Source organism: Streptomyces monashensis (assembly GCF_001866665.1).
Taxonomy (GTDB): domain Bacteria; phylum Actinomycetota; class Actinomycetes; order Streptomycetales; family Streptomycetaceae; genus Streptomyces; species Streptomyces monashensis.
Genome location: NZ_MLYO01000100.1, coordinates 61,949 through 74,773 on the forward strand (window position 1 = coordinate 61,949; position 12,825 = coordinate 74,773).

At 70.2% G+C, this 12,825-nt stretch carries 12 protein-coding genes and 1 pseudogene; 10 read left to right on the top strand and 3 right to left on the bottom strand.

The genetic code is table 11. The features are described from left to right. Window positions 1-42: 42 nt before the first annotated feature. The 10 genes from infC (at window position 43) to BIV23_RS42060 (ending at window position 10,840) form a co-directional block, all read left to right on the top strand. On the top strand, window positions 43-705 hold the full coding sequence (gene infC, locus BIV23_RS42015; RefSeq protein WP_030654735.1) for a translation initiation factor IF-3: 663 nt from the start codon (window positions 43-45) through the stop codon (window positions 703-705). Between the two features lie 112 nt (window positions 706-817). Beyond that, window positions 818-1,012: a 50S ribosomal protein L35 gene (gene rpmI, locus BIV23_RS42020; protein ID WP_071377580.1), complete on the top strand. Its 195-nt coding sequence runs from the start codon at window positions 818-820 to the stop codon at window positions 1,010-1,012. 105 nt (window positions 1,013-1,117) lie between these two features. After that, the gene (gene rplT / locus BIV23_RS42025) at window positions 1,118-1,501 is read left to right on the top strand and encodes a 50S ribosomal protein L20 (RefSeq protein WP_071377579.1); all 384 of its coding nucleotides are present in this window, start codon (window positions 1,118-1,120) and stop codon (window positions 1,499-1,501) included. A 178-nt stretch (window positions 1,502-1,679) separates the two neighbouring features. Continuing rightward, the gene (locus BIV23_RS42030; protein WP_071386292.1) at window positions 1,680-2,534 is read left to right on the top strand and encodes a TrmH family RNA methyltransferase; all 855 of its coding nucleotides are present in this window, start codon (window positions 1,680-1,682) and stop codon (window positions 2,532-2,534) included. Window positions 2,535-2,584: 50 nt separating this feature from the next. Beyond that, window positions 2,585-3,748, top strand: coding sequence for a sensor histidine kinase (locus BIV23_RS42035; RefSeq protein ID WP_071386266.1), 1,164 nt, complete (start codon window positions 2,585-2,587; stop codon window positions 3,746-3,748). 153 nt (window positions 3,749-3,901) lie between these two features. Further along, window positions 3,902-5,023, top strand: coding sequence for a phenylalanine--tRNA ligase subunit alpha (pheS, locus tag BIV23_RS42040; RefSeq protein ID WP_071386267.1), 1,122 nt, complete (start codon window positions 3,902-3,904; stop codon window positions 5,021-5,023). Continuing rightward, window positions 5,023-7,545: a phenylalanine--tRNA ligase subunit beta gene (gene pheT / locus BIV23_RS42045; RefSeq protein WP_071386268.1), complete on the top strand. Its 2,523-nt coding sequence runs from the start codon at window positions 5,023-5,025 to the stop codon at window positions 7,543-7,545. The genes pheS and pheT overlap by 1 nt, the downstream gene beginning before the upstream one ends. A gap of 168 nt (window positions 7,546-7,713) precedes the next feature. Continuing rightward, a complete protein-coding gene (locus BIV23_RS42050) occupies window positions 7,714-8,784 on the top strand; it encodes a PP2C family protein-serine/threonine phosphatase (protein ID WP_071386269.1) in 1,071 nt (356 codons plus the stop codon). A 101-nt stretch (window positions 8,785-8,885) separates the two neighbouring features. Continuing rightward, on the top strand, window positions 8,886-10,226 hold the full coding sequence (locus BIV23_RS42055) for an NsdA family TPR-like regulatory protein (protein ID WP_071386270.1): 1,341 nt from the start codon (window positions 8,886-8,888) through the stop codon (window positions 10,224-10,226). Window positions 10,227-10,303: 77 nt separating this feature from the next. Then, window positions 10,304-10,840 carry an NUDIX hydrolase gene (locus BIV23_RS42060; RefSeq protein ID WP_079173747.1) on the top strand — a complete coding sequence of 179 codons (537 nt, stop codon included), beginning with the start codon at window positions 10,304-10,306 and terminating at the stop codon, window positions 10,838-10,840. Here BIV23_RS42060 and BIV23_RS42065 read toward each other — a convergent pair. The 3 genes and pseudogenes from BIV23_RS42065 to BIV23_RS42070 all read right to left on the bottom strand — a co-directional run bounded on the left by BIV23_RS42065 (window position 10,837) and on the right by BIV23_RS42070 (window position 12,785). After that, on the bottom strand, window positions 10,837-11,094 hold the full coding sequence (locus tag BIV23_RS42065; RefSeq protein ID WP_071386272.1) for a hypothetical protein: 258 nt from the start codon (window positions 11,092-11,094) through the stop codon (window positions 10,837-10,839). The genes BIV23_RS42060 and BIV23_RS42065 overlap by 4 nt on opposite strands. 207 nt (window positions 11,095-11,301) lie before the next feature. Further along, window positions 11,302-11,412: pseudogene (locus tag BIV23_RS47830) on the bottom strand (3-hydroxyacyl-CoA dehydrogenase family protein); the annotation flags it as partial. Between the two features lie 38 nt (window positions 11,413-11,450). Then, complete coding sequence (locus tag BIV23_RS42070) at window positions 11,451-12,785, bottom strand: tyrosine-type recombinase/integrase (protein ID WP_071386273.1); 1,335 nt, start codon at window positions 12,783-12,785, stop codon at window positions 11,451-11,453. Between the last annotated feature and the right edge of the window lie 40 nt (window positions 12,786-12,825).

The following is a 12,825-nucleotide window of genomic DNA, read 5'->3' on the forward strand; positions in this document are numbered from 1 at the left end:
GTCTAACGAAAAGAGACATACGCGGCTGTCCGCCAGACAACCGTGTGGTGCTACCGAGGAGGATCCATCAGCGCCGAGCCCCGCATCAACGACCGGATTCGCGTTCCCGAGGTGCGACTTGTCGGTCCCAGTGGCGAGCAGGTGGGCATCGTCCCGCTCGCTAAGGCACTGGAGCTTGCGCAGGAGTACGACCTGGACCTGGTCGAGGTCGCGGCGAACGCCCGTCCGCCCGTGTGCAAGCTCATGGACTACGGGAAGTTCAAGTACGAGTCGGCCATGAAGGCCCGTGAGGCGCGCAAGAACCAGGCGCACACGGTCATCAAGGAGATGAAGCTCCGGCCGAAGATCGACCCGCACGACTATGACACCAAGAAGGGTCACGTCGTCCGGTTCCTCAAGCAGGGCGACAAGGTCAAGATCACGATCATGTTCCGTGGTCGCGAGCAGTCCCGGCCCGAGCTGGGCTACCGACTGCTGCAGCGCCTCGCGGAGGACGTCCAGGACCTCGGTTTCGTCGAGTCGAACCCGAAGCAGGACGGCCGCAACATGATCATGGTCCTCGGTCCGCACAAGAAGAAGACCGAGGCCATGGCCGAGGCCCGGCAGGCGCAGGAAGCCCGCAAGGCCGAGGCGAAGGCGAACCCCGGCAAGTCGCAGAACCCTGCCGAGGCCGAGGCACCTTCCGAGGAGCCCGCCGAGGCGTGATCCCGGGGGACAGCGGTCCCCAGTGGATGTAACCGAAAGAAGAGCGACGCTCCACCGTGCCCGGTTTCACGACCGGGCACCGGAGCGCCACCGACGAGGAGATAACGGCGCTATGCCGAAGAACAAGTCGCACAGCGGTGCCAGCAAGCGCTTCAAGATCACCGGCTCCGGCAAGGTGCTGCGCGAGCGCGCCGGCAAGCGCCACCTGCTCGAGCACAAGTCCTCCCGTGTCACGCGTCGCCTCACCGGCAACGCCGAGATGGCCCCGGGCGACACCGCGAAGATCAAGAAGCTTCTCGGCAAGTGACGTGACCGGCGCTCGCCACCACTGAGCGCCGCACGTCAGGACCGGGACCCAGTCGTTTCCGGGTCGTGTGAGTACCACCACGACCCCGCTACAAGGAGTTAACAAGTGGCACGCGTCAAGCGGGCAGTCAACGCCCACAAGAAGCGCCGGGCGATCCTCGAGCAGGCCTCCGGCTACCGCGGTCAGCGTTCGCGCCTGTACCGCAAGGCCAAGGAGCAGGTCACCCACTCGCTGGTCTACAACTACAACGACCGCAAGAAGCGCAAGGGCGACTTCCGTCAGCTGTGGATCCAGCGCATCAACGCCGCTGTCCGCGCCAACGGCATGACCTACAACCGCTTCATCCAGGGTCTGAAGGCCGCGAACGTCGAGGTCGACCGCAAGATCCTGGCCGAGCTGGCCGTGAACGACGCGAACGCCTTCGCCGCGCTCGTCGAGGTCGCGCAGAAGGCGCTGCCGTCGGACGTCAACGCGCCCAAGGCCGCGTGACGCTGCGCTGGCCTCAGCCGACGTAACTTCAGGACCCGCAGGCTTTTGGGCTTGCGGGTCTTGCTGTTGGGGTTCCCAGGCCGTCGTTCGGGTGAGGGTGCGTCGTGGTTGATCGCGCAGTTCCCCGCGCCCCTTTGGGGCGCCAGAGCTGAAGTTTCTTTTGAAAGTGAAGGACAAGATGCCCAGCCCCGAGCTGATCTCTCCCCGCTCTGCCCGCGTTGCTGCCGCCCGGCGGCTTGCGAAGCGGAATTTCCGGGGGAAGGACCGGCTGTTCCTCGCGGAGGGACCGCAGGCCGTCAGGGAGGCGGCCGGGCATCGGGCCGGGGGCGAGCCGACCCTCGTCGAGCTGTTCGCCACCGTCGAGGCCGCGGAGCGGTACGCCGACATCATCGGCGCGGCGCGGACCGTGGGCGCCCGGGTGCACCTCGCCTCCGAGGACGTCATCGCGGACATCTCCACCACCGTGACCCCGCAGGGGCTGGTCGGTGTGTGCCGCTTCCTGGACACGCCGTTCGAGGACGTCCTCGCCGCCCGGCCGAAGCTGGTCGCCGTGCTCGCTCATGTGCGGGATCCCGGGAACGCCGGGACCGTGCTGCGCTGTGCCGACGCCGCCGGGGCCGAGGCCGTGATCCTCACCGACGCCTCCGTCGACCTCTACAACCCCAAGGCCGTACGCGCCTCCGTCGGCTCCCACTTCCATCTGCCGGTCGCCGTCGGCGTCCCCGTCGAGCAGGCCGTGCGCGGGCTGACGGACGCCGGTGTGCGCATCCTCGCCGCCGACGGCGCGGGGGACCGCGACCTCGACGAGGAGCTGGACAAGGGCACCATGGGCGGGCCGACCGCCTGGGTGTTCGGGAACGAGGCCTGGGGGCTGCCCGAGGAGACCCGCGCCCTCGCCGACGCCGTCGTCCGCGTCCCCATCCACGGAAAGGCCGAGAGCCTGAACCTCGCCACGGCCGCCGCCGTATGTCTCTACGCGTCGGCCCGTGCACAGCGCGCCTCCGGAGGGTGCCGCTCCGTCACCGAGAGCTAGTAGGGTGACGAACTCGGGGCCCTGCGCCGTCTGAGAGGTGGGGTACGGGGATGAGTGTGGCCGGCACGAGCACCGCGCCGGGGGGACCGGAGGGGCGGGACGCGCGCCGCGCGCCTGTGCCCGGGTGCGCCGATCACGCGGCCCTCGACCCCGACCAGCTGCCCGACGGCCTCGTCATCGCGGATGAGCAGGGGCGCGTGATCTGCTTCAACACCGCCGCCAGCCGGATCACCGCCGTACGCGCCGCCGACGCCCTCGGGCAGCCCCTGGAGAAGGCGCTGCCGCTGGAGGACCTGGAGGGGCGCCGGTGGTGGCAGCTCACCGACCCGTACGGCGGGCTCGCCATCCGGGTGCGGCAGCCGGAGCGGAACCTGCTGTTGCCCGGCGGTCGTGAGGTGCTCGTCTCCGCCCGCTACGTCCGTGCCGAGCCCCTCGGGCCCGTCCAGCGCGTTCTCGTCTCGCTGCGCGACACCGAGGCTCGCCGCCGCACCGAGCGCAGCCACGCCGAGCTGATAGCGACCGTCGCCCACGAGCTGCGCTCCCCGCTGACCTCCGTGAAGGGCTTCACGGCCACCCTCCTCGCCAAGTGGGCGCGCTTCACCGACGACCAGAAGCGGCTGATGCTGGAGACCGTCGACGCCGACGCCGACCGGGTCACCCGCCTCATCGCCGAGCTGCTGGACATCTCGCGGATCGACAGCGGACGCCTGGAGGTGCGCCGGCAGCCCGTCGACATCGGGGCCGCCGTCTCCCGGCACATCCAGGCCTACGTCGCCGCCGGCCAGCCCGCCGGCCGCTTCCTGCTCCGTATCGAGCAGCCGCTGCCCGACCTGTGGGCCGACCCCGACAAGGTCGACCAGGTGCTGAGCAACCTGATCGAAAATGCCGTGCGGCACGGTGAGGGAACCGTCACCATTGACGTCACGCCCTGCGCATCCCCGCGCGACGGCGAGGAGACCGGCACGTCGGTCACGGTGAGCGACGAAGGTCCCGGCATCCCGGAGGAATCCATGAACCGCGTCTTCACCCGCTTCTGGCGGGGCAGCAAGCGCGGCGGCACCGGGCTGGGGCTGTACATCGTCAAGGGCATCGTCGAGGCCCACGGCGGCACCATCACGGTCGGCCGCGCCTCCGTCGGCGGCGCCGAGTTCCGATTCACGTTGCCCGTGGCGGCCCCGGCGTTTGAGTTTGAATTGCCCCGTAGGGTCGTATAGGGCGGTGGTGGGCGACGGGTGGGCCTGACGGCCCACGGGCTCTTCGGACACCTCCGCCCCGTTAGACTCGGCCTTTGGCACCTTTGTGTCCTTCACACGGCCCACCAACGGTCTCGGGGACCATCCGCCAGCCAATCGGAAGCACGGGAAGAGATGTCGGCACCGAATAAGTCGTACGACCCTGTAGAGGTCGAGGCGTTGAAACCGGAAGAGATCGAGCGCATGCGGGACGAGGCGCTCGCCGCCTTCGCCGCCGCGGACTCCCTCGACGCGCTCCACGAGGCAAAGGTCGCCCACACCGGCCCCGCCTCCCCGCTGGCCCTCGCCAACCGCGAGATCGGCGCCCTGCCCCCGCACGCCAAGGCCGAGGCCGGCAAGCGCGTGGGCATGGCCCGCGGCGCCGTCAACAAGGCCCTCGCGGGCCGCCAGTCCGAGCTCGAGGCCGAACGCGACGCCCGCGTCCTCGTCGAGGAGTCGGTCGACGTCACGCTGCCGTACGACCGCGTCCCGGCCGGCGCCCGGCACCCGCTGACCACGCTGTCCGAGCGCATCGAGGACATCTTCGTGGCCATGGGCTACGAGGTCGCCGAGGGCCCGCAGGTCGAGGCCGAGTGGTTCAACTTCGACGCCCTCAACATCGGCCCGGACCACCCGGCCCGCGGCGAGGCGGACACCTTCTTCGTCGAGGGCCCCCAGGGCGGCACCGAGTCCGGCGTCGTGCTGCGCACCCACACCTCGCCCGTGCAGATCCGCTCCCTGCTGGAGCGCGAGCTGCCGGTCTACGTGATCTGCCCCGGCCGCGTCTACCGCACCGACGAGCTGGACGCCACGCACACGCCCGTCTTCCACCAGGTCGAGCTGCTCGCCGTGGACGAGGGCCTGACCATGGCCGATCTCAAGGGCACCCTGGACCACATGGTCCAGTCGCTGTTCGGCGAGGGCATGAAGACCCGGCTGCGGCCGAACTTCTTCCCCTTCACCGAGCCGAGCGCCGAGATGGACATGCTCTGCTACGTCTGCAAGGGCGAGTCCGTCGGCAACCCCGACCGGCCCTGCCGCACCTGCTCCAGCGAGGGCTGGATCGAGCTGGGCGGCTGCGGCATGGTCAACCCGCGGGTGCTCACCGCCTGCGGTGTCGACCCGGAGAAGTACAGCGGCTTCGCCTTCGGGTTCGGCATCGAGCGGATGCTGATGTTCCGCCACAACGTCGAAGACATGCGAGACATGGTCGAGGGTGACGTCCGGTTCACCCGGCCGTTCGGGATGGAGATCTGATGCGGGTCCCGCTTTCTTGGCTGCGGGAGTACGTCGACCTGCCGGCGACGGAATCCGGCCGCGACGTCCAGGAGAAGCTGGTCTCGGCCGGCCTCGAGGTCGAGACCGTCGAGCAGCTCGGCGCCGACCTCAAGGGCCCGCTGGTCGTCGGCCAGGTGCTGACCATCGAGGAGCTGGAGGGCTTCAAGAAGCCCATCCGCTTCTGCACCGTCGACGTCGGCCGGGCCAACGGCACCGGTGAACCCCAGGAGATCGTCTGCGGCGCCCGCAACTTCGCGGTCGGTGACAAGGTCGTCGTGGTCCTCCCCGGCGCCACCCTGCCCGGCGGCTTCTCCATCGCCGCCCGCAAGACGTACGGCAAGACGTCCCACGGCATGATCTGCTCCACCGACGAGCTGGGCATGGGCGACGACGGCACCCACGGCATCATCGTGCTGCCGCCGGAGACCGAGGTCGGCAGGGACGCCATCGAGCTGCTGGAGCTGGTCGACGAGGTCCTGGACATCGCCGTCACCGCCAACCGCGGCGACTGCCTGTCCATCCGCGGCGTCGCCCGCGAGGCCGCCATCGCCTACGGCCTGCCGCTGCGCGACCCGGCCCTGATCGACGTACCCGCCCCGAACGCCTACGGCTACCCGGTCCAGGTCACCGACCCCTTCGGCTGCGACCGCTTCACCGCGCGCACGGTCACCGGCCTGCGCCCCGAGGCCCGCTCCCCGATCTGGCTCCAGCGCCGGCTGCAGAAGGTCGGCATGCGCCCGATCTCGCTCGCCGTCGACGTCACGAACTACGTGATGATGGAGCTGGGCCAGCCGCTGCACGCCTACGACCGGTCCCTGGTCCAGGGCACCATCGGCGTGCGCCGCGCGCAGGAGGGCGAGAAGCTCGTCACCCTCGACGGCGTCGAGCGGAAGCTGCACGCCGAGGACCTGGTCATCACCGACGACCGCGGCCCGATCGGCCTCGCCGGCGTGATGGGCGGCGCCAACACGGAGATCGCGGATCACGAGGTCACCGAGGACGGCGTCAACGGCACCACCGACGTGGTCATCGAGGCGGCCCACTTCGACGCCGTCGCGATCGCCCGCACGTCCCGTCGCCAGAAGCTGCTGTCCGAGGCGTCCCGCCGCTTCGAGCGCGGCGTCGACCCGCAGGCCGCCGCGGCCGCCGCGCAGCGCACGGTGGACCTGCTGGTCCTGCTCGCGGGCGGCACGGCCGAGGCCGGTGTCACCGAGATCATCGCGCCCTCGGCCCCGCACACCATCACCGTCCCGGCGGACCACCCCGACAAGGTCGCGGGCGTCGTCTACGGCCGCGAGACCGTCGTACGCCGCCTCCAGCAGGTCGGCTGCGACGTCTACGGGCAGGACGAGCTGATCGTCACGGTCCCGTCCTGGCGGCCCGACCTCGTCGACCCGAACGACCTGGCGGAAGAGGTCATCCGTCTGGAGGGCTACGAGAACCTGCCCTCGACGCTGCCCAAGCTCCCCTCGCAGCGCGGCCTGACCCACCGGCAGCGGCTGCACCGCCGGGCCGGCCGCGCGCTGGCCGGCGCGGGCTTCGTCGAGGCGCCGAACTACCCCTTCGTCGGCGCACAGGTCTTCGACCAGCTCGCCCTGGACTCCGACGACCCGGCCCGCCGCGTCGTCAGGCTGGTCAACCCGCTGAGCGACGAGGAGCCCGCGCTCCGTACGACGCTGCTGCCGGGCCTGCTCGGCGCGTTGCGCCGCAACGTCGGCCGGGGCAGCCACGACCTGGCGCTGTTCGAGACCGGTCTGGTCTTCCACCCGCGCGAGGAGCGGAAGGCCGCCTTCCATCTGCCCGTCGACCGGCGGCCGACCGACGAGGAGATCGCCGCGCTGAACGCCGCGCTGCCCGAGCAGCCGCGGCATGTGGCCGCCGTTCTCGCCGGTGCGCGCGAGCAGGCCGGCTGGTGGGGCAAGGGCCGTCCGGCCGACTGGGCCGACGCGGTGGAGGCGGCGCGCGCCGTCGCCCGCGAGGCCGGTGCCGAACTGACCGTCCGCAAGGGCCAGTACGGCCCGTGGCACCCCGGCCGCTGCGCCCAGCTGGTGATCGTCGTCGACGGTACGGAGCAGGTCGTGGGCCACGCGGGCGAACTGCAGCCGCGTGTGCTGAAGGCCCTGGGGCTGCCGGAGCGCACCTGCGCGATGGAGCTGGACCTGGACGCCCTGGAGGCGGCCGGCGACGGTGTCCCGCAGGCGCCGGGCATCTCCACGTTCCCGGTCGCCACGCAGGACGTCGCCCTCGTGGTCGACCTGCCCGTCCCGGCCGCGGAGGTCGAGGCGGCGCTGCGCGAGGGCGCGGGCGAACTGCTGGAATCCATCCGGCTGTTCGACGTGTACGAGAACGCGGAGCAGCTCGGCGACGGCAGGAAGTCGCTGGCGTACGCGCTGCGCTTCCGGGCGTCCGACCGCACGCTGACCGTGGACGAGGCGTCCGCCGCGCGGGACGCGGCAGTGGCCCTGGCGGGTGAGCGCACCGGGGCGGTGCTGCGGGGCTAGCACCCTCGGCCCACTGCATAAATGCGGGTTGGCCTGCGAAGACTCACTCATTCGGGTGGGAATCGCCGGCGATCTGGTCCGTCCGGACCATGCCCTCGACAGAATCGGACCGGCCTTTCGGGGTCGGTCCGTCTGCTTTGTCAGGGACTACATGGGGGATCCAGAGGCATGATCCGTATGAAGGCACGGGCACCCACCGCGCGGGGAGCCGTACTGCCCGCGGTGTGGGGCGGTGTGGCCGTCGGCTACCGGTTCGGCTGCCCGCTCGCGCAGCAGGACGGGCTCGGTGCGCGCATCGTCACCAGCGCCGTCTTCCTCGCCGTCGGCACCGGGCTCATCGTCCATGTCCGGCGCACCCTGCTGCGGGAGCTGCGGCAGGCCCGCCGGGTCGCGCGGGCGGCGCAGAGTGTCGTACTGCGTCCGCCGCCCCCGCGCCTCGACGGGCTGAACGTTGCCGCCGCCCAGTTGTCCGCCGACCGGGGCGCCTGTGTCGGCGGGGACCTGTACGAGGCGGTCGCCACCGAGCACGGGGTGCGGGTGGTGATGGGCGACGTACGGGGCCACGGGCTGGCAGCCCTCGGTACCGTCGCCGCCGTCCTCGGCAGCTTCCGCGAGGCGGCCCATGACGAGCCCGAACTCGGCCGCGTACTGCGCCGGTTGGACCGCGCCCTCGCCCGCCATCTGCGCGAGCGGGCCCGCGCCGGACACCCGGTCGCGGAGGAGTTCGTCACCCTGCTGCTCCTGGAGATCGGGCGGGACGGCGACGTGCGCGCCCTCAACTGCGGTCATCCCTGGCCGTATCGGATCAGCGGCACGAGCGTCGAGCAGTTGACGCGCGTCGACCCGCTCCCTCCGCTGGGCCTGTTCCCCCTGCCGACGGAGCTGGAATCGCATGCCTGCGGTCGCCTGTTCCCGGACGACTCCCTGGTCCTCTTCACGGACGGCGCGGAGGACGCCCGGGATGCCCGGGGGCGGTTCTTCTCGCTGCCGACCGTGCTGCGGGAGGCCGTACGCGATCACCCGGTGTCCCCTCAGTCGGTGCTGCGTTCGGTCTTCCGGGCTCTCCTGCACCACACGGCGGGGCGGCCGACGGACGACATCGCCCTGCTGGTCCTGCGCAACGACCGGAGGCGGGGCACCCTTCCCCGCCCGGGGACGACCGACCCGGCCAAGCCGCCGCTGTTCGAGGGGGAGCCGGTGGCTTGGCCGGGACCTCAGTCAACCGGTAGATCACGCTGAGCAACACCGCGTGCACAGTACGGATGCATGCGTTCCGTTCACACCCCGTGTGAAACCGAACACACTACGCTGAACGGCACCAGGCCACTCGGGGGTCATTCATGCAGCCCAACACTCTGCTCGACGCGATCCTGGACGAGGCGGGTATCTCGCACGCCGGGCTCGCCGCCCACGTCAACCAGGCAGGCCGCAGACGGGGCCTCGTGCTCCGGTACGAACACACCGCCGTGGCACGCTGGTTGAAGGGGCAGCGGCCACGCGGCCAGGTGCCCGATCTGATCTGCGAGGTGCTGGCCGGGCGGCTCCAGCGCCCGGTGACCCTCGACGACATCGGCCTCGGGGTGCCGGGTGAGCCGAGCACCCCGCACGCCGGGTCGCTGTCCGGCTTCGTGGAGCGGGCGACCGCCCTGTGGCGCTCGGACGAACAGCAGCGGCCCCATGTGCTGGGTGCCCCCGCCGTCACCGGGACCCCGGCGGTCATGCCGGTGTGGGAGTGGGAGAACCCGCCCGAGGACGTCGACGTCTCCCGGGGTGGCCGGCACCGGGTGACCACGGCCGACATCGAGATGCTGCGGGCCGCGCGGACCCACTACGAGCAGATGTACCGCAAGACCGGCGGTATCGCGACCCGCACTCGGATCGTCGGCTTCCTCAACGCCGAGGCGGCGCCGCTGCTGCGCGGCAGCTACACCGACGCCACGGGGCGCCAACTGCACCGGGCCACGGGCGGGCTGGTGGCCGTCACCGGGATCTGCGCGTACGACTCCGACGCGCACGGCCTCGCCCAGCGGTACTTCCATCAGGCGCTCAGACTCGCGAAGGCCAGCGGAGACAGGGGACTTGGGGCGTATGTGATAGCCCTGCTGGTCAACCAGTCGCTGTTCATGCGGGAGTACCGGCAGGCCGTCGCCTTCGCGGAGTCGGCGCTGCGGGCCGCCGGCAAGCACATCACCCCGGCGCTCGCCTCCGACCTGTACGCGATGCAGGCGAAGGCGTACGCCCATCTCGGCGACGCCGGCAGCGCGCTGGCGTGCATCCGGCGCGCGGAGACGGCCGCCGACCGGATCCGGCGCGGGTACGAGCCCGACGAGACCGGCTATGTGCAGCCCGGGCTGGTCAACGTGCAGGTGGCCGAGGCGCTCCTCAGTCTCGGTGAACTCGCCGCCGCTCGCGAGCACGCGGTGGCGGCCGTCGACAATCCGGCCCACGACCGGGGAAGGGTGCACCGGCTCGCCATGCTCTGCACAATCGAACTGCGCCAGGGCCAGGCCGACAAGGCGGTCGCCACCGCCGTGCAGATGGCCGAGCAGGCGCGCGGAATGGAGTCCCAGCGCCTGCGCGACAGACTGCGTGCGGTACGCGAGCACCTGGTGAGATGCGGCTCGGCCGGCACCGCCGAGGCCGCCGAACTCATCGACGGGGCACTGCGCGTACCGCTGTAGGCCCTCCACATGGCCCTCTGTGGGTACCTCGTCCCTGCTGCGATATTGCCACTTACTCATCGAAAGGTGGCAGAACCGTGCAGTGGACGAAACAGAACGAACAAACTGTGTATGCAAACCGCTGGTTCAGCGTCAATCTCGCTGATGTCGAGCTGCCGGACGGCCGGCATCTCGACCACTTCCTGATCCGGCTGCGGCCCGTGGCCGTGGCCACGGTCGTCAACGAGGCGGGCGAGGTGCTGCTGCTGTGGCGGCACCGCTTCATCACCGACAGCTGGGGCTGGGAACTGCCCGCGGGTGTCGTCGAGGACGGCGAGGACATCGCCATAGCGGCTGCCAGAGAACTGGAGGAGGAGACCGGCTGGCGGCCGGGACCCCTGCACCACCTCATGACCGTGGAGCCGTCCAACGGCCTCTCCGACGCCCGGCACCACATCTACTGGTCCGACCGGGGCGAGTACGTCGGACACCCCGTGGACGACTTCGAGTCCGACCGGCGTGAGTGGGTGCCGCTCAAACTCGTCCCCGATCTGATCGCCCGTGGGGAGGTCCCGGCCGCCAACATGGCGGCCGCGTTACTGCTGCTGCATCACCTCAGGCTGGCCGACGGCTAGCGGGCCAGCGCCTGCCAGACGGTCACGACGAGCGCTCCGAGGGCGGTGAGCGCGGCGAGTGAGGGCAGTGGCCAGCGCGCGTGTTCCAGGGAGGCCATCCGGGAGTTCAGCTCGTCCACTTCCTTGGCGGTCTCCTTGGTGCGGTGAGTGAGCAGCGCCAGCCCTCCCTCGACCCGGGCGTACGCGACGTCCAGGCGGCGACGTAACTCTGCGAGTTCCTCCTGGACCACGGAATGATCGGAATCGGTGGTCACGGTTTCATTCCTCTCTGTGGCCGAATGTGGTGTTCCACATCCGCTGCATGGGCATGAGGAGTCAACTCGCCTGGTGGGCGCGTGGGGAGCGTGTGCGACGGGCATATGCGTGCCCGGCGCGCACACGGTGTGTGAAACAGACGAGCCCGGCACCGCGTGCGGTGCCGGGCCGTAATGTGTCGCTCTGCGTGATCGGGCGCCGGGTGATCAGTAGGTGTAGAACCCCGAGCCGGTCTTCCGGCCCAGCCGGCCCGCCTCGACCATGCGCTGGAGCAGCGGGGGAGCGGCGTACAGGGGCTCCTTGTACTCGGCGTACACGGTGTCAGTGTGCGCGACTATCGCTCTCACCTGCGGTTTCATGGCCTGCTGCGGGCCTGCGGGGCACCCAGGGACTTCTCAGGGACATTCGGTTGTGGATCTTGATCGAACCACTCGTCCATGGCGGCGAGGCCCCGCTTGCCCGCCCCGGGCATGAAGTGAGCGTAGTGCGTCAGTGTGGTCTGCGGCGAAGCATGCCCGAGCCACGCCGACACGCTCACGATCGACTCGCCTGCCTCGAGCTGGGTGCTCGCGTACGTGTGCCGGAGGACGTGGAACATGTCCTCCCTGGAAACTTCGTAGATGGGGTACCGACGGCTGTGGCCTCGGTATGTCCTGACTTTCTCGCCGACCTTCTTCAGGACACCGGCCGTTGTGAGTGCGGGCCGCCAGCTCAGCCTGTTCCACATCGAGTAGTTGATTCGATTGCCCTGCGACGTGATCAGGACCAGCCGGACGGTGATCGGTTTGCGCTGTCGCGCTTCCAACTCGGTCGTCGGCGGCTCAGGGTTGCGCCACGGGAGCGTGCAGGCGACCGAAGGAAAACGGCGCAAATGGTCCCGGACACGCTTGGCGAGGTTGGGGGAGAGGGGAACGTCTCGCGTCTTGCCGCCCTTGGGCAGGCAGAAGTACGGCCTTCCCTTGGAGTCCCACCGCAACTGTCGGCGGACGTGTACGACACCGGCATCGAAGTCCACATCCTCCTCCCCCAGACCGAACGCCTCGCCTTGGCGCAGGCCGAGGCCGACACCGAGGTCCACCGCGATGCGGTATCGCTCCTGAAGGCCCGCCCGGACGGCCTCCACGGTCGGCCTGGCCCATGCCTTGGCCTTCCTCTTCGCGGGTTTGGGCGCCTTGACAGTCCGGCGGGCCTTGCAGGGGTTCTTGACCAGGCGGCCGTCTTCGACGGCGGCTTCGAGGATCGTGGAAAGGTGGATCCAGATCACGTGGGCCGTGGACGCCTCGACCCGTGTCAGCAGTTGGGCCTTCCAGGCGCGCAGCACGGCAGCGTCGATGTCCCGGAGCGCGGTTGTACCCAGGAACGGGATGATGTGGTTCCAGATCTTGCTGCGCATGGGGGCAGCGGTCGACGGTTCGTCCGATCGGCTCGGCCACCAGTGCTTCTCGATGTACTGGGCGAGGGGGATCGCCCCATCGCGGGGGTCGACGAATTCGCCACGTGTGGTGTCGGTCTGCGCCTTGGCGAGCCACTGCTTCGCGTCTTCGCTCGTGTCGAACGAGCGGTCCCGGACGCCAGGGATGCCCTTCACCCGATAGCGCTTGCCCTGGCCCCACAGGGCAGTGCGCTCCCGCTTACCGGTGTCCTTGTTGGGCTTCTTCTTGAGCCAGCGGTCTTCTATGTACCCCGCCAAGGGAACGTTCTCCTATGAACTCAGTTGGGTATGGTCGTAT